Below are 24079 nucleotides of genomic sequence, written 5' to 3' on the forward strand. Positions count from 1 at the left end.
CATGTATTATAAAGCTTTTAATTTTATGATTAATGGGATATCGTTATCTATTTTCTTTTCGTCTCCGAAAGTTCCGTAAGCCAAAGAAGACGGTACCAAAAGCGTTACTTCCTCTCCATCATGTATAAAACGCAAAGCATTCTCCACCGCTTTCAGTTCATCAAAATGGCCAAATCTGGCATCTCTTCTTTCAAAAGCCTGATCGTAGATTTTAGTCTGATCAAAATCGTACAGCTCGTAAGAATAGGAAATCCGGCTGTCATCCGGTCTTCTTTCTCTTTTATCATAGCCTTCTGCCGTCACCCAGTAATTCAGCTGCGTAGGATAATACTTCACAGACTGGCCATTGATCCAATCCTGAATCTGGCTTCTTTCCAGGCTGTTCAGATTTTTCATCCTGTTTTTAGAAATATCCAGATCTTTCTGGCTCAGAACACCGCCTACAGGAGGATGTGCCGGCTGTGCATTTCTGTTACAGCTCAACAGGGTTATGGCTGAAATGAAGAGTATTTTTTTCATAAACTTCTGCGAAAATACACATTTTGTGAATCAATTACAAAAGCTTTTAAACCATTCATGTAAATTATATAAAGCATGTGTTTGCATCTATGGTTTATTTGTATAATCCGTGGTTAAAATCTAAGTGCAGATATTCCATAAAATTTAATGATCATGAAAGAGTATGACAGCAAAAAGCCGGAAAAATTCCCGGCTTTGTTATAGTGTATTTAAATACTATTAAACTGTTTCAAATGCATGATCTACAACAACTCTCCATCCGAAAGGATCTTCAGAAAGGTTGTTTTGCAGGTCTACAAGGTCTTTTTTAAGGATGGCTGCATAGCTTTCTTCATCAGATAATCTTGGAAGTTCCAATTTCTCACCCTGATATCCTAAAGCCTGGAATTGAGTGGTTACCACTGCAGTTCCTACTCCCCATACTTCCTTAAGAGAACCTGCTTTTAAAGCTTCGATCACTGTTTTTACTGCGATAGGCTCTATTTTCACTTCAATTCCTCTTTTCTTAGCCAGTTGAATGAAGCTGTCTCTTGTTACCCCGTCAAGGATTTTTTCAGAAGTTGGCGGTGTATAGATCGTATCGTTGATTCTTACAAATACGTTCATAGTACCACTTTCTTCAAAATATTCGTGGGTAGCATCATCAGTCCAGATAATCTGCTCATACCCTTCTTCGATAGCCAGTTGTGTAGGATAGAAAGAAGCTGCATAGTTTCCAGCCGCTTTAGCAGAACCTACCCCTCCGTTGGCAGCTCTTGAATAGTGGTCAGAAATTTTAACAGAAACCGGCTCTGAATAGTAGCTTTTCGCCGGTGTTGCAACGATAGCAAACATATATTTATTAGCTACTCTTGCTTTCAAAGCTTCTTCCGTAGCAAAAATCAATGGTCTGATATATAATGACATTCCCTCTCCTTGCGGAATCCATTCTCTATCAATATCTACCAATGCTTTTAATCCGTCTAAAAACATTTCCTCAGTCACCTCAGGCATAGCAAGACGCTTCGCTGACTTGTTGATACGTTCAAAATTCTTTTCAGGCCTGAAAAGGAAAACCTGCCCGTCTTTGTCTTTATAGGCTTTCATACCTTCAAAACAAGCTTGTCCATAGTTTACTCCCATCATAGCAGGTGTAAATGGTATCGGACCGTAAGGAACTAATTTTACATCACCCCATTTTCCGTTTTCGTACTCACATATAATCATATGATCAATGAAAGTACCACCAAATGAAAAATTGTTCGGGTCGAATGTAGAAATTCTGGAGTTTTCAGTTTTTTGAATTATCATTTTTTAAAATTTTTACGATGTTCTACAAATTTAACATAATTTTCTAAATATAAAAATTTTAGAGTAAATTTGACAAAAAATTAGCTTGAAAAGAGAAATTAAGACCACAAACGACGGAAGTAAAACATTGTTTATCAATGAATTAAATGAAAACTACCATTCTCATCACGGGGCACTTCAGGAAGCCGAACACGTGTTTATCAAAAATGGACTGAATTTAATAAATGATTGCGAAATTAATATTTTAGAACTCGGTTTTGGAACAGGTTTGAATGTTTTGGTGACAATTAATGAATATTTAAAAACTGACAAAAATCATGTCATCAATTATTTTTCACTCGAAAAATACCCCATAAATGAATCTGAAGTGAACGATTTGGCATATTTTGAGCTTTTTGATAACCCTGAGTTCAAAAATATTTATCAGAAAATTCATCTGGCAGATTGGGAAAAGTCAGTTGAAATTATTAGTGGATTCAACTTAAAAAAGATAGAATGTGACTTTTTTGACCTAAAGAACATTGATTTACCGGAAATCAACCTTGTTTACTTCGACTGTTTCGGGGCCAGAGTACAGCCTGATCTTTGGGAAAAACCCTTATTTGAGCTTGTATCTGACAAAATGGCTATTAACGGATTATTAACCACCTACTCTTCCAAAGGAAGTGTAAGAAGGATTCTCCAGGAACTTAACTTTCAGGTAGAGAAAAAGCAGGGGCCACCGGGAAAAAGAGAGATGATCAATGCAATTAAAATGTAGAACAGAAAACCGATAGCAAAAATTGCTTACCTTAGCTATACAAAATATTATACATTATATATATGATAGACAAGATCAACATTAGAGTGTATGCCTGTGCGGTAAAAGATAAAAAAGTACTGACCTTATTTGAGGAATATGCCGGTGAACCTTTAATGAAATTTCCGGGAGGCGGTCTGGAGTATGGTGAAGGTGTCCTGGAATGTCTGCACCGTGAATTTGATGAAGAACTTAATGTAAAAGTGGATGTAGTAGAACATTTTTATACCCAGGAAAACTTTCTGGTATCCCGCTTCAGAGAAAACGAACAGCTTCTTACCATCTATTATATTGTGAATATCACCAATGAAGAAGATTTTCTGATCCTGGATCCCTGCATTGAAAAAACAGAATGGATTGAAATTGACAGACCGGACAATCCCTTTCCCCTTCCTGTAGACAAAATTGTATTTGATAAATTAAAAGAAAAATACCTGTAAGCATCTTACAGGTATTTTTTATATCTTATTTCTTTACTTTAAAATCATTGGCGCCAGGATAAGGCTGCAGATATCCGGAATTCCAGTTAGACTGAAGCAGTGATTCCACAAATTCATCAGTTCTGTTTTTATGTGGATCATATCGCTCTTTAAGATCAATATCAGCCATTTTACCTTTTACATTCCACCAGAAGGCACTCCACCCGCCTCTCATTTCTTTGATGATCTCATAGACGTTTTTACCTGTAGCTCTGTTCATCAGCTTTGCGAAAACCTGTCCTTCAGTAGTGGTAAGATCTCTTAGCTGTTTTTCATACTGGTCGGCAAGCATATTCTGTCTTTCTCTTACAAATTTTCTTTTGGCCTTATTATCCATATCATTCATGTCTTTCTGGATATCCCTGTACTGCTGCAATGCAGTTACGAATAGTGGATAGACCCTGTAGAGCTTTTTGTTCAGGAAATAATAGTAATTCCTGTCCAATTGGTTATTAAATCTCGGCTTATTCACCAAAACCAACTCATCCAGTACTACTACAGGCTCGCCATTGATTTCGTAAACCTTGATCTTTTGCTGCTCATCGTAATAATATTTATTTCCGAATTCATCTACTTTCAGGGATTCAGGCGGGTACTGATTGAGTGGTTTTGCTACAATACCATCCTTCTGACCGAAAACACTGACTCCAAAAAAGAAAATAAAAAGACAGATAATCTTACTAAAATTCATTATTTTTACACTTATAAGAACAAAAATTAAACGCAAAAATCATTCCTTTTTATGAAATTTGAAAAGAAATCTTTGAAATTTTTAGAAAAATATCTAAACATATCATCGCCAACAGGTTACGAACATAAGGGACAGGAAGTATGGATGGATTACATCAGACCCTATGTGGATAAAATTGAAGTGGACCATTACGGAACATGCTACGGAATCATTAACCCTGAAGCCGAATTCAAAGTAGTGATTGAAGCTCATGCTGATGAAATTTCATGGTATGTTAATTATATTACGGATGACGGCCTGATCTACGTGATCAGAAATGGAGGATCAGATCAGACCATTGCTCCTTCAAAAGTGGTACATATTCATGGAGAAAACGGGATTGTAAAAGGAGTATTCGGATGGCCTGCAATCCATACCAGAACGAATCAGAATGAACCTACCCCTAAAATTGAGAACATTTTTATCGACTGCGGGGCAACTTCCAAAAAAGAAGTGGAAGAACTGGGAATTTTCGTGGGATGCATGATTACTTATCCTGATGAATTCTTTGAAATGAATGACAGATACTTTGTCTGCAGAGCACTGGATAACAGAATCGGAGGTTTTATGATTGCTGAAGTGGCAAGACTTTTAAAAGAGAATAAGAAATCAATTCCTTTCGGGCTTTATATTACCAATTCCGTACAGGAAGAAGTTGGTTTGTACGGCGCTGATATGATTGCTGATACCATCAAGCCTAATATTGCAATCGTAACGGATGTTACCCATGATACGACCACACCGATGATCGAGAAGAAAAAAGAAGGTGATCAGAAATGTGGTGCCGGACCTGTTGTATTCTTTGCTCCAAGTGTTCATCATACCATCCGTGAACTGATCATTGACACGGCAAAAACCAAAAAGATTCCCTACCAGAGAGCGGCGGCAAGCAGAGCTACTGGAACCGACACCGATGCTTTCGCTCATTCGAATGGAGGAGTGCCAAGTGCTTTAATTTCCTTACCTTTGCGCTATATGCATACAACAGTGGAAATGGTATCTAAAGAAGATGTAGGAAACGTCATCAAACTGATCTACGAAACTATACTGAAGATCAAGCCGGAAATGAAGCTGAAGTATCATTAAAATGGAAAAGTTTTTTTATCATTTAATCCGTAAGCCAACCTTTATATCAGTTTTAACTGCTCTGTTTTTTGTTTATATAGCTTTTTTAACTGTGTATAAATTGTTTGATCCACCCAAAGTGGGATCGGCATACAACATGATCCTGGAAATGTTATTTTTTGTCAGTTTTGTGCCTTTAGGATTATTGATAATTGACAGATTGCTGGTGATTAAAGTTAATCATATCAAATTGACCATCGTAGAAGCAGTGATATTCGGAAGTATTTTCCTGTATCACATTCTGGTTGATAATCCATTTTAAAAGATAGAAATCTAAGTAAAAGTATAAAAAGTAAAAATGAAAACGAAGCTTATTGCTCCATCCCTTTTATCTGCAGACTTCGGGAATCTGCAAAGAGATATTGAAATGCTGAACAGATCTCAGGCCGACTGGTTCCATATTGATGTTATGGACGGGAGATTTGTACCTAACATTTCATTTGGTTTTCCAGTGATGAAGACCGTTCAGCAACATGCTAAAAAATTCGTGGATGTTCACCTGATGATCGTTGAGCCTGAAAAATATGTTGATGAATTTATCAATCATGGGGCTGATCTTGTATCTGTACATTACGAAGCATGTACCCATCTTCACAGAACCATTCACCACATCCAGAGCAAAGGAGCTAAGGCTGGTGTTGTTCTTAACCCTTCCACTCCTGTTCTTATGCTGGAAGATATCATTGCTGATGTGGACCTTGTATTGTTGATGAGTGTAAACCCTGGATTCGGAGGGCAAAAATTCATCGAAAACACTTACAAGAAGATTGCTGAAACGAAAGATCTTATTTTAAGCAATAACTCTACAGCCCTTATTGAAGTGGACGGAGGAGTAAATCTTGACAATGCTTCAAAGCTTTTTGAAGCCGGAGCAGATGTTTTAGTAGCCGGAAATGCTGTATTTTCTGCAGAAAGTCCGGAAAGAACTATTGAGCTTTTAAAGATTTAATACAATAAAATCAATATAGTGTAAAAGGCAGCTCACGGGAGCTGCCTTTCTTATTGTACTGCTACCCATTTAAAGGTCATTACCTTTTAATACAAATAAAAAAGACAGCCGGCCGGCTGTCTTTCTGTTTGAGTTTGAGTAGTCGTGGTTATTAATTTTTTTTCACAATTATTAAAGTATAAATTCGTGCAGCTATCTATACCAAATGTCCGAATAAAAAACATACCACACATCCGTAGAAATACTGAATTTAACTCTAAGTATTTCTACCTATATTTCTTTGATTTTTTAGATATCCTTATTCCAGATACAGGCACAGACTACCAGAATAATACTGATGACTGAAAAAACAGTCCGTATATTATTAAGAAAATTCCATCTGCTTTCAAAATTGTCACGCATCTGTTTGATGGCATCTGTGGTTGCTCCGGAAATATCAAACTGATCCAGCATATCATTCATCGGAACATTTCCTGCCACAGTAACTCCAAAAACACCTATCAAATAAGCCAATGCTGCAAGCAAAAGAAAGATAAAAGGAGGTTGAGCCCGAAATAAAAAAGCGGATACCGGAAGAAGGATTGCTGTTCCCATAAAGCTCAGGAAAAAAACAGGATTAAGAATTTCCCGGTTGATATGCTGCATTGCCTTCAGATATTCTGCATCGGACAGTTTTCCGAGTCCCAGAACCACAGAGCATGAGTAAGCATAAAAAAGCCCTCCTATCAGAGCAGTAAGGACGGCAGTAATGATTAGAACTAAAGTTATCATTTTCATATAATTTGGTTTGTGATTATTAGTGAGAGATTAATAGGGATTCCATTTTTTAATGATATTATGAGCTGCAAGAATCATATCCGGATCCCAGTTTTCTGTTTTAAAATAATGAAATCTCTGTTCTTTGATCATTTCTGCTCCGGAACTATCGAAAAGAAGTTTTGTCAACCTGGACTGTTCTTCATGCAGAGCATCATCTTCAACAGGAATATTTGAAAACTCAATTTCTTTCCGGATCCATCTGTTTTTCTTTCCTTTTTTAATTTCCGAATCATCGATTATCCTTCTGATCCTGGCAAAATCATCTAAGAAAGATATCTTTTCCTGATCCGTTTTTATCGTATGCCCCAGTCTTTCAATAATTATATATTCAAGATTGTTACATTGGCCAAGCACAGATGGCAAAACAGCAAGAATTTCTTCAGGAATAAGATCATCGTGGGTATCTCTGCGAATCCTCTTTTTGGCATACACACTCTCCTGCCAGCTTCCTCCGGAGAGATGAATTTCCTTTATTTTATCCAACGGATATAAAAGGATAAGCTCATCCATTTCCATTTCAAAATTACAGGCCTGACAATATATATTATGAAGATCCAGAATCAGAAAGCCATTGACGTCTTCTATAAGTTTATCAAGAAATACACCCTGCTCTTTTACATCCTCTATAGAAAATGAAAAGGCCAGATTTTCTATTCCCACAGGAAGGCCAACAGCATCCTGAAGCCTGTACAGCCTGTCTTTTCCTATCTTTAATGTTTTAGAATGCAGGGGAACCGGCAAAGGAACTCCCTGATGAAAATTTTCGGTATTCATAAAACCGAAATGTTCCGTGATATGGTTGTATTTTCTTTTACGGACTTCTTCTTTTAATTTTTTCAGCCAGTTCTCCTGTCTTTCAGTCCATAGGGCATCAAACAGTGAGTAGTAAACCCCATGACCGATCAATCTTTGGTTTTCTGAATAAAAATTAAGCAATTCATCCAGCCACTCCGGTTCTTTTGCCTCATAAAAAGTATCAAATGACCACTCCATTACTTCCACAGAATTATTCTGCAGTAAGGGTAAAATAGCAGAAACAAAATCTGCTTCGGGCATCATTGCTAATCCTAAGAGTGGCTTTTTCATTTTTATCCCATTCCACAGGCTGGGCAGCCGTGTTCTCCAAGTACAAGTGTATCTTTTTTCACAATAGGTTTAGGTTTTCCCGGTTTTGGCTTTTCTGTAGTATCCGTAGCCACAACCTTTTTTACTTTCTTTACCGGCTTCTTAGATTTGGCTGCAGGTTTTGTAGTCTGTGCAGACACTCCTACCGCCACTAAACTCGCCATTAATAATGCTGGAATTTTCATAACTTCTTTTTAAGTAAAATTTACAATAAACGTTCCATTTATTTTCAGATCTAAAAATACAATAATTTATTCTTGAAGAATTTATTTATATTTAGCATTAAAATTAAAAAATGAAAAACAGGCTGTTTCAAGCAGTTTTCCTTGGCTTAGCTTTATCAGTCAGCAGTATTGCTACAAAAGCTCAATCTGTTGAGAGTAACAAAAAAATGGAATGGTTCAAAAATGCCAAACTGGGTATTTTTATTCACTGGGGAATTTATTCTGTCAACGGAATTTCTGAATCATGGTCTTTCTACAACAATTATATTAATCATGAAAACTACATGAAACAGCTGAACGGGTTTTCAGCTTCAAAATATCAGCCGGACCAATGGGTGAATCTGATAAAAGAATCAGGAGCACAATATGCAGTAATTACCACGAAACACCATGACGGAGTTTCATTATGGAACTCGAATGCAGAAAGTGCAATTACCATTCCCCGAAATTCTTCAGCAAAAAAAGATGTATTAAGTCCTTTCATTAACAGTCTTAAAAATTCAGGACTGAAAACAGGTCTTTATTTTTCACTGCCTGACTGGAGCCACTCCTCTTATGATATTTATACCCGTGCCCAAAAACGATATGATATCAAAAATGATCCGAAACGATGGCAGAATTTTATCAGATATTATCAAATGCAGCTTACTGAACTTTCTTCCCGGTATCATCCTGATCTTTTCTGGTTTGATGGAGATTGGGAGCACACCTCTGAAGAATGGAAAGCCGCCCAGACTTTAGATCTTTTAAAAAAGTCCAACCCTGAAATCATTGTCAACTCAAGGCTTGACAAGCATGGAGATTACGACACTCCGGAACAGGGTATTCCTGTAACAGCACCCCAAACTCCGTACTGGGAACTTTGCTATACCATGAATGATTCATGGGGATATCAGCCTCATGACAATAATTATAAAAGTTCCAATATGATCATCCGGACATTAACGGATGTGATGAGTATGGGAGGAAATCTGCTACTTGATATCGGACCGAAGGCAGATGGAAGCATTCCTGAAAAGCAGGTTGAAATACTGAAAGATCTTGGCCGATGGACCTCCAAATATAAAAAAGCCATCTATGAAACAGACCGTGGAATTCCCTTTGAAAACTATAAAGGAAAATCTACCGTATCCGCATCAAAAAAATCTCTGTTTCTTTATCTTGAAGAGGTAAAAAACTTCACTAAAATTCATGGATTGGCAACCAAGCCGGAAGCCGTAAAAATTGTCGGAGATGATCAGTCACCGGTCAATATGGATTATCAGGACAACACCCTGACATTGGATCTGTCAAAGGTAAAATTTGACAAAGATGTTACCGTGGCAGAGCTTATTTTTAATACCCAGCCTGTATTTCTGAAAGATTTTCAGGAGAAAGAACATCCGCTTAAAGAAATAGTGGAAAACAAGAATTCCCAACTGGCAGCTTATGATTTAGCGAATACTTTATATCATGGCAAGAACCTGCTGACTCAACAAGGTCTTACTATTGACGGCCTTCAAATGAATATCGGTAAAACCTCCAAGGCGAATACAGAAACTTTTAACTGGATCAGCAAACATGCAGAGGCTTTTTTTGAAACGGAAAAAGGATTACCTGAAGGGCATTATCCGGGAATGAGTGCTTTATCAAAGGATAAACAAACCCTTTATCTTTTTGTAGAAGGAATCCCTACAGGACCCATTGCCCTGAAAGGAATAAAAAATGAAATTGCAAGGATAAGAGTTGTAGGTGAAGGAACTTTACTTTCTCACCAAATCTATAATAAGCTTTACTGGAGCCCGAGACCCGGCAGTGTTTACGTTGATATTCCCCAAGAAAGACTTGATAAAAATATGACGGTCATTGCTGTTCTTCTTACCAAGCCACTTGAACTCTATACAGAAAAGGTAGGCGCTGTTGAGAATAATCTTTAAACATTCAGCCTTATTGATATAAAACAAAATCCGGAGAATTATCCCCGGATTTTTATTTTGTAAGATGATTTTTTTAGAAAATCTCTCTCCCTGAAAAATGGAACTGAGCTTCGATCAATGCATTCTCGTCAGAATCTGAACCGTGAACTGCATTTTCACCGATGCTTCTTGCAAACATTTTTCTGATAGTACCTTCAGCAGCTTCAGCGGGGTTAGTAGAACCGATCAATGTTCTGAAGTCCTCTACTGCGTTGTCTTTTTCTAGAACAGCAGCAACGATAGGACCTGAGCTCATGAATTCTACCAATTCTCCATAAAATGGTCTTTCAGCGTGTACTTCATAGAATTTTTTTGCATCAGCAACTGTAAGCTGAGTTAGTTTTAAAGCTTTGATTTTAAAACCTCCTTCAGCGATCTTACCCAATATTGCACCGATATGTCCGTCTGCTACTGCATCAGGCTTAATCATAGTGAATGTAATGTTAGACATAAATGTATAATTTTTTTAATGCGGCAAAATTACAAAAAATATCTTTTATTTTTATTTTAATTTTTTTTTAACATAAAAATAACTTTTATTAAGAAATTATGAACCAAACTTTGGCACAGTAATTGTTTATTCTATTGCGATTCTCATGTTTAATTTGAGTTTTCATGGTTATTAGTTTTTACCCAGCTTCGGCTGGGTTTTTTATTTCCAAAAAATAACAAGGTTTATTAACAATACTGTAACATAAAAAACATTCTAAAACCTTATTGTTACGTTATTGCTTCTATCTCAATCAATGAAACAAACATCAGTATACCATTTTTTATGACATTCTTATTTTGATAGTACGCATAAATCTGAAAAAAGTAGAGTTATTGTCAGAAAAAATGAATCAGAAAAGAAGACTTATTTAAAAATGCAAAATATTTTTCATCAAAAAAGAGAAATAGATCATTTTTATACATTTTCAAATACACTAACGGAATAATATATTCAGATTAACCCAGGAACAACAATTAAAGAGATAAAATAGGAAAAGTATATTCCGAAAAAGCCTTCCAGAATCGATTTTTTATATAAGAAAATATGACACTTGATTAAATGGCAGATAATATGTACATTTTGTCCGAGTGACATAAAGTCACAAAAAATTTAAATCTGCTTATTTTTTTACAAGAATTCAGTACTTTACAGTTTTTTTAAGCTGTCTGATTATTTCTGAGAAGCTTCTTCCGCTTCATCCATAAGCTTGATATAAGTGGCATAACGGGAATGCTGGATCTCGCCGGTTTCCAGGGATGCTATTACTGCACATTTCGGCTCATTGACATGAAGGCAGTTGTGAAATTTACATTCTTCCCTCTTTTTGAAAATTTCGGGGAAATAATGCTGTACTTCTTCTTTTTCAATATCAATCATAGCGAATTCACGAACTCCCGGAGTATCGATCACGTTTCCGCCAAAGTCCCAGAAATGCATCTGAGCAAAGGTTGTAGTATGTTTTCCTTTTAAATGGGTATCGGAAATTTCTGAAGTTTTAAGGTTTAGCCCTGGCTGCAATGCATTCACCAATGTAGATTTTCCACAACCGGAGTGCCCGAAAAATACAGAAGTTTTATCTTTAAGCAGGTCCTGAAGCTGATCAAGATTCAACTTCGAATAAGACGATATTTCCAGAGTATCATATCCAATCTCCTGATACAGGAACTCAATATCCTTTACAATTTCGATTTCTTCTTCGTGTAAAACATCAATTTTGTTAAAAAGGATCAATGGTGTGATATTATAGGCTTCACAACATGCCAGAAATCTATCAAGGAATCCCAGTGAAGTTTCAGGATGTTTTAAGGTAAAAATAAAACAGGCAAGATCAATATTGGAAGCAATAATATGGGCTTCTTTTGAAAGGTTGACAGATTTACGGATCAGGTAATTGGTGCGTGGTTCTATTTTGGTAATCCATGCAATATCATCCTGTTCCAGCTGGAACTCAACAAAATCACCTACAGCAAGCGGATTGGTAAGTCTGGTTTTAATTAATTTAAATTTTCCTCTGATTCTGGCCTCGAAAATCTTATTGGTTTCCAATTCCAAAACCTGATACCAACTGCCCGTAGATTTAATGATTTTTCCTTTCATAGATAATACTGGTGCAAATATAAGAAATTAGGGCTTAGGATTCGGAAATTAGGGCTAAACAAATATTTCAGCTTTTTAATCCCGATACCTAAGCCCTGATTTTATAGGCTCCAGAAAAATTTTTATTAAAGATTCAGAAGAAGTTCCTCATCTTTAAGTCCTGATTCCTGTAATCTTTTATCTGTTGATCATAATATTATTCTGAACTTCAATAGATTCTTCGTGAATTGCTTTGAAAACTTTTTCAATAAACTCCTGAGACATTCCTGTTTCTTTTGCTTTTTGAGTGGCGTATTCTGTAATTACTTTCCAACGTTCCGGCTGGAAGATGGCAATGTCATTTTCTTTTTTAAGTTTCCCGATTTTTTCAGAAATCTTCATCCTTTGCGAAAGAAGTTCAATCAATTGAAAATCAAGGTCGGAGATCAATGTTCTGTGTCTTCCCATTTCTCCTTCAAAACCTGCCAGGTCTGTACTTCTTACTTTTAAATTCCCAATCATTTCAGCAAGTACTTCCGGAGTAATCTGCTGAGCAGCATCACTCCATGCTTCATCTGGGTTGGAATGCGTTTCAATAATAGCTCCCTGGTACCCTACGTTAAGAGCTTCCTGGGTGATATCCGCAAGACCAGTTCTGTTTCCACAGATGTGAGAAGGGTCTATTAGCATCGGGATATTCGGGAACTGGCTTTTGAAGTCAAGGGCGATCTGCCAGTTCGGGTTGTTTCTGTATTTTGTCTTCTGGTATGTTGAAAATCCTCTGTGGATTACCCCCAGGTTTTTAATATCCTGTCCCAAAAGTCTTTCCAAGGCACCAATCCATAATGCAAGATCCGGATTTACAGGGTTTTTAACGAATACCGGCTTGTCAGTACCTCTTAATGCCATAGCGATTTCCTGTACTGTAAAAGGGTTTACTGTAGAACGTGCCCCAATCCAAAGAACATCCACATCAGCTTCTAAAGCGGCAAAAACGTGATGAGCATTGGCAACTTCCGTTGCTGTTTTAAAGCCGTATTCCTCTTTTACTTTTTTCAGCCAGTTCAAACCGATTACACCTACACCTTCAAATCCGTTAGGTTTGGTACGGGGTTTCCAGATTCCTGCACGGAAAACCGATACCTGTGCATTGGATTCTTTAATTCTTCTGGCTGTTTCAAGCATCTGAGCTTCACTTTCCGCACTGCATGGTCCAGCAATCATTAGGGGTTGTGTAAGCCCGTTGATCCACTCATTTTTTAAATCTTTTAAATTCATTATTCTAAATTTTATTGTTTTTATATTTTTTTTAAGTTCACAGCAATAGCCCTTTGATTATAAAATTTAATTTATAATTCTTTTCAAAAAATGCCGTTAAAAAATTGTTTAAAGGAAATCAGGATAATAAAAGGGCTCTACTTCTCCTGTATTTTTTGGAAAGAAATTCAGTTAACAATACCAGTAAAATCGGTAATACGTTCTGAAATTTCTATAATAAGAAGCAGAAAAGCTAAAATAACCGCTAAAAAAGTAATTAGCGGGTGCAAAAAAAGACTGATATGTGTTAGATAATTTTTCCATTTTATTCTGGAAATGTCTTTGTTTCAGCGTTTCTGATTATAATTTGATCTCATTGAAAAATGTTTTTTCTCAGAAATCTTCGACAAATATATAAAAATTATGTCAAATCAAACTTCATTAAATCATCAAGATCTTTCAAAAGTGGATTTTTTTCAATAAATTTTTCAAATATTTTTCTTTTGGTAACGACCTCAATCTTCAGATTTTCAACGTCTCTCTCGTATTCTATCTCAATACTGTGGTTCTGAACTTTTGTTCTGAAATGATTGAAAAATTCTCCACTTATTTTATCAAATTCCACTTTAGCAGAATCTGAAGGGAATAAAACTTTGATCTTATGCTCGTCTGCTTTTACCAGTTTGAAGGTTTTTACTGCATTAAAAACAAAATTGTTTTTTACCTGCAACTGTTTAAGCATGATTTTCCATTCCATCTGCAGATCTGTATCTGTAAAATGGTTTTGAGGGAGGTTTTCTGCTTTCACAGCAATGTTTTCTGCTGTTTCTACCTTCTCTTCCTTCGTCAAAAAAGAATTGATGCTGAAGCCGGAAGAAATTCCCGGTCTTGATAATGGTTTGTTTGTTTTCGTTACGGCAGTTTCCTGAACTTTCTCAGGAACAGCAGTTTGTTCTGCTTTAACTTCTTCCTTTTTCTCCTGAACTTTTTCAGGCATTTTCACTTCCTGCTTCTCACTGAGAAACGGGGCCAGTATCAGGAATTTTTTTTTTTAGTATCACCTGAATTAGCTGTCAGAGAAGCCAGCTGCATCAGTGCAATTTCAACCGTAAGTCTGGGATTTTTAGAGTTTTTATAATTAATGTCTGCATGGTTGCAGATTTCGATACCATCAATCAGCTGTTGGGCGGCCCATTTCTGCCCCTGTTCTACAAATCTGGATTTGGTCTTCTCTCCCACTTCAATAAGATCAATTGTAGAAGTATTTTGTGCCATCATCAGATCTCTGAAATGATTTCCCAATCCGGCAATGAATATATGAGGGTCAAATCCTTTCTTAACAATATCATTAAAAGCGGAAAGCACTTCAGGAATTTTATTTTCCTTGGCAAGGTCCACAATATTGAGATATTGGTCATAGTCCAGAATATTCAGAACTTCGGCAGCTTTAGCCAGGGTGATATTTTTTTGGGAAAATGTGGAAAGCCTGTCAAAAATGGAAAGTGCATCTCTTAAAGCTCCATCTGCCTTTTGGGCGATCAGGTACAATGCATCATCCTCGTATTGGATATTTTCTTTCTGAGCAATATTTCTAAGATGTGCCTGAATGTCTTCAATCACGATTCTTTTGAAGTCATAGATCTGGCAGCGGGATAAAATCGTAGGAATGATTTTATGTTTTTCCGTTGTGGCCAAAATAAAGATCGCATGAGCCGGCGGTTCCTCAAGTGTCTTAAGGAATGCATTGAAAGCGGCAGAAGACAGCATATGCACCTCGTCTATGATATATACTTTGTATTTACCAACCTGAGGGGCAAAGCGTACCTGGTCTATCAGTTCCCTGATATCATCTACAGAGTTATTGGACGCTGCATCCAGTTCATAGATATTATAGGCAAAGCCGTCTTCTGAAACCGAGCCATCTTTCTCATTGATCTTTCTTGCCAGGATTCTGGCACAAGTAGTCTTACCCACCCCACGAGGTCCGCAAAAAAGCAATGCCTGAGCTAACTGGCTTTCTTCAATTGCATGTTCTAAAGTATCCGTAATATGGGATTGTCCTACAACCGTATCAAACTCCTGAGGACGATATTTTCTTGCAGATACTATAAAATTTTCCATTGGCCAAAAATAAGAAATATAGTTTTAATTTGAAAATTAAAAGTTTTCAAATTGTCAACAAAAAACTTATTTCTGCTCAAATTGGAAAACTTTTAATTTTTATTTCTTTTTATTGTATGCAAAATCAATCAGCTCAACGATAGCCTCTTCAATCTCTTTTCTGCCGTCTTCTGTTTTCAGATCAATCCCACAGAATTTATTGGCATTGTATCCGGTGTAAAGATTCAGGTAATAGGCTCCGGAAACGATCAGTGCCATAATTGCTCTGTGTCTTTTTGCCATATCTCCTCCGAAATAAGGATCTGATATATTCCCGAATAATACTTCTCCTACCTCTTCACGTTGTTCTACCAGTTTCTTAAGGATGGGTTTACTTTCTGAAAGTTCCCAAAGGATGATTTTCTGAAGTTCTTTGTTTTTCTTCAGGTTCTCAAACTGGTTCAGAACTACCATTTTGGTGAGTTCGTGTCCACCGTCAGAGAAATCCATATCTACATCCTGATTCACCTGGCTCCAGTAATCCTGAGATTTGATGTATTCGTCGATCAGTTTATCTGTACTTCCAAAATACTCATAGATCAGTTTTTTATCAAAGCCTGCTACAGCTGCGATTTTACTTACTTTTAAACCGGAGTATCCTTTTACTCTTAAAATTTTACCAACTGCAGCGAGCAGTTTCTGTTTGGTTTTTTCTTTGTCCCTAATGGGGCCCTGCACTACTTTTCTAGGCATAATTTATTATTTTTTTGCAATATGCAATTTTTTATTAATATCTTCAAATGCGTTCAGTGTTTTATCCAGATGTTCCTTTTCATGTCTTGCCGTTACACTCATTCTGATACGCGCATCTTTTCTCGGTACTGCCGGATAGAGAATAGGATTTGTATAAATTCCTTTTTCTATTAGTAATTTCCCCGCTTCTCCCGTTACAAACGGATCTCCGATCTTTACGGGAACAATTGCCGAACGGGTAATTCCTGTATCTAATCCAAGGTCGTCAAGCCCTTTTTTGAAATAATTGATATTGTCCCAAAGCTTTTGTCTCCAGATGGGTTCTTCATCAATAAGATCAATAGCTTTAACGATTCCTGCGGATGATGGGGGTGCTGTTGCAGAGAAGATCTGCTGACGGGACTGGAATTTGATAAAAGAAGCCAGTTTATTATTGGCAATTACGTACCCTCCAAGGTTTCCAAACGTTTTACTGAATGTTCCTGTGATGATATCTACTTTATCCAGCAATCCTGCTTCTTCCAGAGTACCTCTTCCTGTTTCTCCAAGGATACCAACGCCATGTACGTCGTCTACCATAAGAAAGGCATTGTACTTTTTCACAAGGTCATAGATCTCATTAATACGTGAAGTATCCCCGTCCTGGGAATAGACTCCATCTACAATAACGAGTTTCGTACGGTACAGATTTTCAGATACCTTCAAAATGTGTTCCAAAGATTCCAAATTATTGTGCGGAAATGTTTTTTTATTTGTAAAAGCACATCCTTCATGCACACTGGCATGTACTGCCATATCTAAAATGGCCAGATCTTCTTTCAGCATCAGGCATTGCAAAGTAGCACTATTAGCTGTATAGCCAGTGGTAAATACAACGGCTTCATCCTCATTACGGTTAAAGAAACTTGTTATTTTTTTCTCTAATGCGCTGTGATAATCAAAGTAACCGCCGATAAGAGGTGTAGCTCCTGTACCTGTTCCGTACTTCTCTATTCCCTCTATTGCTGCCTGTTTTACCTTAGGGTGTTGGGTAAACCCAAGGTAATCACTTGATACAAAGCTAACAAACTCCCTGTTCTGATCCGCAATATTTACGTTCAATACGGCATTGGTTCCTGAAGTGTTCTTCAGTCTGTAATTCATATGCCCGTTAGACTTTACAAAGTCTAAATATTCATAAAATATTTCAGCTCTTTGAGCCATATCATTGTCTGGTATATTCTCAAAGTCTTTAATGGTTGCTGTTGTGAAATTGATGCTCATCCTTAATCTTGTTTGTTGTGGTTCGAAAAACAAATATATGACTATTTAAAGGGCTTTGGTACGCATAAAAGATTAAATATTATTAAAGGCACAATAATTTTATTCTTTTGCACTGTAAACCAAACTCCTTCATTTTATATCTGCAACTCTAACCGTTTTTTTTATATAAATCAGTTTTTTATTATCTAAATTTAACAAAAAAAGTAAAATAATAAAGCTATATAACTAAATTAATAATAAAAAAGCACGATTATTCTTTACAACCCTCTCATTTATAAAAGATTATTTTTTTTACATCTTCTTTCTTTTATTGATAAAAACTCTTCATTCCGCTAAAATCAGAGGAAGATTAAGTCTCCAATACGAGAAGACAGATGCAAAAATTGTCCTGCTACCGGGAGCATCTGAGATATTTTACAGGAAAAAATTAAATTTTGGCAGAAGTTCTGAACTGACCAGGAGTGAGTCCTGTCATTTTTTTAAAAAACTTGGAAAAATTGGATGGATCGTAAGTAAATATACGGGCGATTTCTGCCACAGAATAATCAGAAGCAGCGAGCATCTTTTTAGCTTCTTCAATAATTTTTTCATCATAAAAATAACAAGGATGCTGACCGGTTTCTTTTTTAATGGTATCGGTAAGATGTTTATGGGATACAGCAAGCTCTCCGGCGATCTCATTCAGTTCCAAAAATTCGGGAACAGTACCGGTAATAACATCCTGAATGTGTTTTTCTAAAAAGGCAAAATAGTGGCGGGTAATCTCTTCACTTCTTTTCATGTTATCTGTTCTTGCAATCAGTTTAAATATATAAATTTAATGATAAGAAATAAAACTTCATGGTGAACTTTTCGGGTATTTACATTTATGCTTCAGCAACAGTCTTTGAACACAGGATACACCCATCATGCCTATTGTGAATTATGGCTCAGAACAAAAAAGATCCCTTAAGAGAGATCTTTTTATTGAGATAAACTGTTTGTGTTTTCAGAATCATTTAATGTAAAAACCAATTGTGATAGCCATGAAAACTATTTTGCAAAAGTAGGGATACCATTTCATCAGGTCAAAAAATCTCCTGTAGAATTTTCACAATGCATTTGTAAAATTTTTTCTACAAAAATACTAATATGCAAAAAATATTTAATCAAAGTCTAAAACAATTCATCATTGCATTTTTCAAAATCACTCATCAAGATCAATATATTAAAAATCAACGTAATGCATTTAAAATCATTATACTTAATCTACAAGTATCCAATACCAACCTGTTCTTTTTTAAATGTTAAAAAGAACAGGTTGGTATCAAAACAGGTTTATTTTGTAGAATAAATTTTCACAAACCGTAGAAATATTTCTACAAAAACCATCCCGTAATTCTCCTTATCCATTACCAATAAAGACAAAACTCATATGAAAACAGTTTGGAAGATATCTGTTTATGTCTATAATTTCATTACTTTTACAACTTAAAAAAATAAAACACGAAAGACCACGAAACCTTAATGATAAAAATTTATTCTCAATCGTTCCCGCTTACTAAAAAAACTTGGACTTGTACAAAAACTATTATTAACCGTTTTTTGCTCTGATGCAGAAAGCATAGATCAGTTTTGCACATATGAGAGTTTGGGCATTGTTTTTTGCTTGCTTATATATAAATTTCTACGGACAACGCTATACTTCCACATGGTATAATATAGACAACGGACTTCCGCAAAGCAGCGCCAAGGCCATTGCCAAGGATAAATACGGCTTTATCTGGATCTCTACAGAAAACGGAATTGTAAGGTATGACGGAAGCTCATTCATCACGTTCAATAATTTCAGAGTCAATAATCTTCATTTCGGAGAATTTATCGGAGATCCGTTGCAAGACAGTATTACGGTTCTCAATAATTTTCAGCAAAATAAGATTATTATTAAAAACAGATTCCCAAGGCTGACCAGACTTTACAGCAATGATAAAGCCGTTTTTTCTGAAGACAACAGTTCTTTACACCGGGTAACCAACAATATTATCAACTCCAGTTTTTATAATGATGTTCATTATTATATCAGGCTAAAGAATTCAACTTATCTTTTTAAGGAAAAAAACACCATAACTTACAGGGATGAAAAAGGAAAAGAAACCAAAATAACCCTTCCGTTTTCCAACAGGGACCTTAACAATATTTTTGTATTCAATGGGGTTCTTTTCATTAATGATATGAAAGCCCGGAAGACTTATTCTATAGACAAGGGAAAGCTTTCTGTATCTGCAAAGCCTACCCTGTTCAATAATCCTGAGACCAAAATCTACTGGCAGCAGGTCACAAAACAGATCTTCATCATCAACCGTAATAACATTTATATTGTGAAATGCAACGGTGTTGATCTGGCTTTAAAGTTTCTTGTAAAATATGATGAAATAGGCAGCCATTCTTACTGTTCCATGTATTATGGCAAGGATTTTAACAGGCTTTATCTGGGTACTCTGAATAACGGTCTTAATGTGCTCAAACTTTCGGATTTTCATGTGGCAAAAAAGGAAACTCCTTTTTCCAATAACATTTATTATGCTTCTCTGCCACTCGGTAAGAATACGATCATTACGGAAGATGGAACTGTATTTGACAAAAATGGTGTTGTCAGACGGTATCCGTTTGGAAATAACGACAGCAATTTCATGATGCATGACCGGTCCGGAAATATTCTGATCCGAAAAAGAGGCAGTGTCATAAGATTTGATCCAAATTCTGGTTTCAAAAAGAAAGATTCTACTTTTATGAAGCAGGGATTTGAAGCTTTTTTTCAAAGCGGTGACTTTTATGCTTCCACTATTTCAGATGCTTCCGGATATGAGCTAAGACTTTCCAGAAAGGATATATTTTCCCAACCGGATTTTACCTGTCATTTTAAAAATCCTGTCAATACTTTGATCCAGTGTAATAATAATGAGATCCTGGCAGGCTGTAGTGACGGCCTTTATACTGTAAGTCTTGGAACCGGTACCGTAAAAGCTATTCAGAGAAATATTCATATAAAAAACATTATAAAAACAAAGGATAACCTGATCTGGGTGACTACTGATAAGGATGGCTTTTATCTTTTCAGGAATCAAAAGCTGATCAAGATGCCTAACGACAGGAATAACTACCTTCAGTCTGCCCATTATATCCTTGAAGACAGCAAGGGATCTTACTGGATATCTTCCAATAACGGCTTGTTTAAGGTGCCGAAAAACCAACTTCTGCAATATGCTTCAGACGGCAAAACTCCTGTTTATTATTATCGATTTACCAAGCGTGACGGTTTCCTGTCCAATGAATTCAATGGAAATTCGCAACCTAATGCCTATGCGCTGGAGAACGGAGAATTTGTATTTCCTTCAATGGATGGTTTTGTATTTTTCAATCCGGAGAGTATCAAAACTTTTTATCCTGATAAAAAACGATTCTATATTGAAAGAATAAAGATCGGAAATGCCGAAACCCGATATTTTCATCAGCCCCTCGATTTAAGGAATGATTATAAAACAGCAGATATTTTTATAGACATTCCCTATTATTCTAACCTTGAAAATCTTTATTTAGAAGCCAGAATATCCGGTAAAGAAAGTACAGAATGGGAACCGATCGCCATAGGCAAGGAATTGAAATACAGCATCAGCAATCTCACTCCGGGTGAATATACGCTCAGCGTAAGAATGCTTATTTCTCCGGATGGAAAACTGGAAGAAAAAACAATCCGCTTCAAGATCCAGCCGCTTTTTTATCAGACGCTGCTGTTCCGGGTATCACTATCCATCATTATTCTGATCATCATTATTGTGATTGTTCAGCTGATGACCAATTTTTTACGGATCAAAAACAAGGTACTCAAGCAGATTGTCCATAATAAAAATTCAGAGCTTAAAGAAACTTCTCTTACTCTTGAAGGGGTAAAAAGTGATCTGCGGAAGGAGACAGAATATCAGAAAAAACTTGTAGAAACCATCAGCCACGATATTACTACGCCGATAAGGTTCATTGCCATGCTTTCTCAAAAGCTTCATGAATCGGATGATGTGGAGCTTCAGAAAAAGTATTTTGACAGTATTTATAAATCCTCCGAACAGCTTTATCAGTTTACTTTGAATCTGAAGGAATATACAGAACTTTATAAAGCCGAAAATATTTTTGAAGAGCAGGAATATCCTGTTCATAAAATCCTGGATATCAAGAAAAGATTATTCCATGAAATTGCCAAAGAGAAAGGTACCTCCATTACCAATATAACGGTACATACCGTTTATTCGAGAGTCAATGAAAGTATTCTGACAGCTATCATTCACAATCTTCTGGATAATGCGGTCAAAAATACTTTTGATGGGGAAATTACCCTGAATATTACAGAAAACAACCAAACACCCACAATAACAATTGCTGATACGGGAGCAGGTATGTCTGCAGATCAGATCAGCACCTATATGAACCTGTTTAAAAATCCTAAACTGGAAACCCCAAGCTTTAAAGGAAAAGGCCTTGGGCTTCATATGGTGATTCATTTGGTCAAAAAGATAAATGCTGAAATCAGTTTCAGACAAAATCATCCCAAGGGAACTGTTGTGGAAATTATGCTCAATAAAAACTAATTTATATGAAAGAAAGAATATTAATCGCTGATGATCATTACGTAGTAAGAGCAGGAACGGCGCTGGTACTGGAAACAGCTTTCCCTGGTCTTGAAATAGATTTTGCAGAAAACTATGAGCAGGTCAAAAAAAAGCTAACCACCCAGCAATACGGCCTTCTTATTCTGGATATTGATATGCCCGGTACCCAATACAAAAAAATGATTTCCGAACTGAAAGGGATACGGAAAGATATAAAAATTCTTGTTTTTTCAGGCTATGATAAGGATGTGGCTATACAGTACATCAGAGAAGGTGCTGAAGGCTATCTGAATAAACAGAGCAGTGAAGAAGAGATCAAAACCGCTGTAAAAACCGTGATTGAAAAAGGTTACTTTTATCCGGCAGAACTGATCGGGCTTATTATTCAGAACAAAAGAGATAATCCTGCAGAGAAGCTGTCGACCCGTGAATATGAAATTTTTAAACTGCTGGCAGACGGAAACGGAAATCTCGAAATCGCCAACAAGCTTAATATCCAGATGTCTACCGTAAGTACCTATAAAAAAAGGATCTTTCAGAAACTGGATGTGAATAATATTGCTGAGCTGATCAAAGTCTATGATATGATGCATTAATAAAATCACTGATTTTTCAGCGATTCGGTGTTCATATCGTTATAAGCAGTACCTATCATGGCGATTGAGATAATGATTTTTACATTCGAAAAATAATCAGGAAATTTACAAAACCTTATTTTCTATGAAATCAGTGCATTTTTAACTGCAAAAATCATGAATCTATCTGAAAAAGCAGACCAGGGAAGCCAGCGTTTCCGGTATATAAAACTTTGTATCTTTCTTTCCGGACTTTCGGTATTTGCACAGCTTTATCTTTTTCAGCCACTGCTGCCCATGGCTGCGGAATATTTTAAGGTATCAGTTGGCAATACTTCACTGCTTGTATCATCTTCTACAATCGGTATGGCGCTGGGACTTCTGTTTTTTGCCTTTAAAGCCGACAGTTATTCCAGGAAAGGGCTGATGGTATTTTCTCTGATCTCATCTGCTTTACTCACTATCCTGTCAACATGGGTTCCAAGCCTCAACCTTCTGATTGTCATTGGTATTCTCAAAGGTTTTGTTGTTTCAGGAGTCTCAGCGGTAGCCCTCGCCTATCTTACAGAGGAAGTAAGTGCGTTAGCTGTTCCAATGGCAATCAGTATGTATCTAAGTGGTAATACGATCGGCGGTATGAGTGGAAGAATATTCTCAACCCTTCTTGCCGGAGAATTCGGTTGGCGTAATGCTATTCTGATCATCGGAATAGAAAGTTTAATTCTTGGAATGGTATTCTGGAAATTATTTCCCAAATCTCAATTTTTTAATCCTCAGAAAACAGATTATCACCTGAAGGTAAAGCAGATGAAATTTTTCCTTACGAACCCTTATATGCTTCGCCTGTATTTCATTGCAGCATTGCTGATGGGTGTTTTTGTAAGTGTCTACAATTATCTGACCTTCAGATTAGAGGCTGCTCCTTTCTCTTTAAGCCATTTCATCATTGCATTTATATTTTTAATGTATATTTTCGGTGTTTTCGGAACTATGGTTACGGGCCGTCTCTCCAAAAGATTTCAGATGAATGATATCCTGAAGGTATCCGTTGTTTCTATGCTTTTAGGAGCTATTTTGTTGCTCTCAGAGAATATATTCGTTCTTATTTCCGGTCTTGGGCTCTTTACCCTTTCATTTTTTGCCGCCCATACTATGGCCAGCCAGATGACGGCTCTCTATGCCAAACGGGGAAAATCTTCAGCAACCTCTATCTACTGGCTGTTTTATTATTTTGGTTCAAGTATTCTGGGAAGCGGTACCGGCTATCTACTTCATGCCTATTCATGGAATGTTTTCATTGGCATTCTGATGATCGCCATTACTACCGCTCTTCTGCTCGCCACCGCTAATTATACCCAAAGAGATTGGAAGAACTAGTACCACATAGGTACCACATTCATTTTCATGAGATT

Annotated in this window: 22 protein-coding genes; 8 read left to right on the forward strand and 14 right to left on the reverse strand. The window is 36.5% G+C overall.

What is annotated here, in order from left to right; all coding sequences use genetic code 11:
- Positions 1–6: 6 nt before the first annotated feature.
- A complete protein-coding gene (locus ACTJJF_RS06860) occupies positions 7–519 on the reverse strand; it encodes an FKBP-type peptidyl-prolyl cis-trans isomerase (RefSeq protein WP_312301380.1) in 513 nt (170 codons plus the stop codon).
- A gap of 219 nt (positions 520–738) precedes the next feature.
- Positions 739–1809, reverse strand: coding sequence for a branched-chain amino acid aminotransferase (locus ACTJJF_RS06865; RefSeq protein ID WP_440699142.1), 1071 nt, complete (start codon positions 1807–1809; stop codon positions 739–741).
- 85 nt (positions 1810–1894) lie between these two features.
- Between ACTJJF_RS06865 and mnmD the strand changes: the two genes are divergently transcribed.
- Positions 1895–2569 (forward strand): tRNA (5-methylaminomethyl-2-thiouridine)(34)-methyltransferase MnmD, encoded by a 675-nt coding sequence (mnmD, locus tag ACTJJF_RS06870; RefSeq protein WP_440699143.1) that lies wholly within the window; start codon positions 1895–1897, stop codon positions 2567–2569.
- Between the two features lie 62 nt (positions 2570–2631).
- Positions 2632–3048, forward strand: coding sequence for an NUDIX hydrolase (locus tag ACTJJF_RS06875; RefSeq protein WP_312301374.1), 417 nt, complete (start codon positions 2632–2634; stop codon positions 3046–3048).
- A gap of 25 nt (positions 3049–3073) precedes the next feature.
- On the opposite strand, the gene ACTJJF_RS06880 is transcribed toward ACTJJF_RS06875, so the two are convergent.
- Positions 3074–3778 carry a DUF4294 domain-containing protein gene (locus tag ACTJJF_RS06880; protein ID WP_312301372.1) on the reverse strand — a complete coding sequence of 235 codons (705 nt, stop codon included), beginning with the start codon at positions 3776–3778 and terminating at the stop codon, positions 3074–3076.
- Positions 3779–3829: 51 nt separating this feature from the next.
- On the opposite strand from ACTJJF_RS06880, the gene chrP reads away from it, so the two are divergent.
- Both chrP and rpe read left to right on the forward strand, forming a co-directional pair.
- Positions 3830–4903, forward strand: coding sequence for a chryseobasin maturation metalloprotease ChrP (gene chrP, locus ACTJJF_RS06885; RefSeq protein WP_440699144.1), 1074 nt, complete (start codon positions 3830–3832; stop codon positions 4901–4903).
- Between the two features lie 337 nt (positions 4904–5240).
- Complete coding sequence (gene rpe, locus ACTJJF_RS06890) at positions 5241–5891, forward strand: ribulose-phosphate 3-epimerase (RefSeq protein ID WP_065397539.1); 651 nt, start codon at positions 5241–5243, stop codon at positions 5889–5891.
- 288 nt (positions 5892–6179) lie between these two features.
- On the opposite strand, the gene chrI is transcribed toward rpe, so the two are convergent.
- Genes chrI through chrA form a run of 3 tightly spaced genes read right to left on the reverse strand, consistent with a single transcriptional unit; the run spans position 6180 to position 8020 of the window.
- Entirely contained in the window at positions 6180–6662 is a 483-nt protein-coding gene (gene chrI / locus ACTJJF_RS06895) for a chryseobasin maturation helper ChrI (protein WP_440699145.1), read from the reverse strand.
- 36 nt (positions 6663–6698) lie between these two features.
- On the reverse strand, positions 6699–7796 hold the full coding sequence (chrH, locus tag ACTJJF_RS06900; RefSeq protein ID WP_440699146.1) for an MNIO family chryseobactin maturase: 1098 nt from the start codon (positions 7794–7796) through the stop codon (positions 6699–6701).
- Positions 7797–7798: 2 nt separating this feature from the next.
- Positions 7799–8020, reverse strand: a complete 222-nt coding sequence (gene chrA / locus ACTJJF_RS06905; protein ID WP_440699147.1) for an MNIO class RiPP chryseobasin precursor ChrA — start codon at positions 8018–8020, stop codon at positions 7799–7801.
- 110 nt (positions 8021–8130) lie between these two features.
- Between chrA and ACTJJF_RS06910 the strand changes: the two genes are divergently transcribed.
- The gene (locus ACTJJF_RS06910; RefSeq protein WP_440699148.1) at positions 8131–9975 is read left to right on the forward strand and encodes an alpha-L-fucosidase; all 1845 of its coding nucleotides are present in this window, start codon (positions 8131–8133) and stop codon (positions 9973–9975) included.
- 73 nt (positions 9976–10048) lie between these two features.
- Here ACTJJF_RS06910 and ACTJJF_RS06915 read toward each other — a convergent pair whose 3' ends face one another.
- The 8 genes from ACTJJF_RS06915 to ACTJJF_RS06950 all read right to left on the reverse strand — a co-directional run bounded on the left by ACTJJF_RS06915 (position 10049) and on the right by ACTJJF_RS06950 (position 18236).
- Positions 10049–10465 carry a nucleoside-diphosphate kinase gene (locus tag ACTJJF_RS06915; protein WP_034722935.1) on the reverse strand — a complete coding sequence of 139 codons (417 nt, stop codon included), beginning with the start codon at positions 10463–10465 and terminating at the stop codon, positions 10049–10051.
- Positions 10466–11176: 711 nt separating this feature from the next.
- On the reverse strand, positions 11177–12103 hold the full coding sequence (gene rsgA / locus ACTJJF_RS06920; RefSeq protein WP_312301354.1) for a ribosome small subunit-dependent GTPase A: 927 nt from the start codon (positions 12101–12103) through the stop codon (positions 11177–11179).
- 177 nt (positions 12104–12280) lie between these two features.
- Positions 12281–13360 (reverse strand): chorismate mutase, encoded by a 1080-nt coding sequence (locus ACTJJF_RS06925; RefSeq protein ID WP_123841939.1) that lies wholly within the window; start codon positions 13358–13360, stop codon positions 12281–12283.
- Between the two features lie 400 nt (positions 13361–13760).
- Positions 13761–14336 carry a hypothetical protein gene (locus ACTJJF_RS06930; RefSeq protein ID WP_440699149.1) on the reverse strand — a complete coding sequence of 192 codons (576 nt, stop codon included), beginning with the start codon at positions 14334–14336 and terminating at the stop codon, positions 13761–13763.
- A 38-nt stretch (positions 14337–14374) separates the two neighbouring features.
- A complete protein-coding gene (gene dnaX / locus ACTJJF_RS06935) occupies positions 14375–15460 on the reverse strand; it encodes a DNA polymerase III subunit gamma/tau (RefSeq protein WP_440699150.1) in 1086 nt (361 codons plus the stop codon).
- Between the two features lie 99 nt (positions 15461–15559).
- The gene (locus tag ACTJJF_RS06940) at positions 15560–16192 is read right to left on the reverse strand and encodes a TetR/AcrR family transcriptional regulator (protein ID WP_440699151.1); all 633 of its coding nucleotides are present in this window, start codon (positions 16190–16192) and stop codon (positions 15560–15562) included.
- A gap of 6 nt (positions 16193–16198) precedes the next feature.
- Positions 16199–17455 (reverse strand): aminotransferase class I/II-fold pyridoxal phosphate-dependent enzyme, encoded by a 1257-nt coding sequence (locus ACTJJF_RS06945; RefSeq protein ID WP_440699152.1) that lies wholly within the window; start codon positions 17453–17455, stop codon positions 16199–16201.
- A gap of 427 nt (positions 17456–17882) precedes the next feature.
- Positions 17883–18236 (reverse strand): helix-turn-helix domain-containing protein, encoded by a 354-nt coding sequence (locus tag ACTJJF_RS06950; RefSeq protein WP_312301341.1) that lies wholly within the window; start codon positions 18234–18236, stop codon positions 17883–17885.
- Between the two features lie 841 nt (positions 18237–19077).
- On the opposite strand from ACTJJF_RS06950, the gene ACTJJF_RS06955 reads away from it, so the two are divergent.
- The 3 genes from ACTJJF_RS06955 (at position 19078) to ACTJJF_RS06965 (ending at position 24044) form a co-directional block, all read left to right on the forward strand.
- The gene (locus tag ACTJJF_RS06955; RefSeq protein WP_440699153.1) at positions 19078–22071 is read left to right on the forward strand and encodes an ATP-binding protein; all 2994 of its coding nucleotides are present in this window, start codon (positions 19078–19080) and stop codon (positions 22069–22071) included.
- Positions 22072–22076: 5 nt separating this feature from the next.
- Positions 22077–22688, forward strand: coding sequence for a response regulator transcription factor (locus ACTJJF_RS06960; protein WP_440699154.1), 612 nt, complete (start codon positions 22077–22079; stop codon positions 22686–22688).
- Positions 22689–22844: 156 nt separating this feature from the next.
- The gene (locus ACTJJF_RS06965; RefSeq protein WP_440699155.1) at positions 22845–24044 is read left to right on the forward strand and encodes an MFS transporter; all 1200 of its coding nucleotides are present in this window, start codon (positions 22845–22847) and stop codon (positions 24042–24044) included.
- Positions 24045–24079: the final 35 nt, after the last annotated feature.

The sequence above is a fragment of the Chryseobacterium sp. 22458 genome (assembly GCF_052044975.1).
In the GTDB taxonomy this organism is placed as follows: domain Bacteria; phylum Bacteroidota; class Bacteroidia; order Flavobacteriales; family Weeksellaceae; genus Chryseobacterium.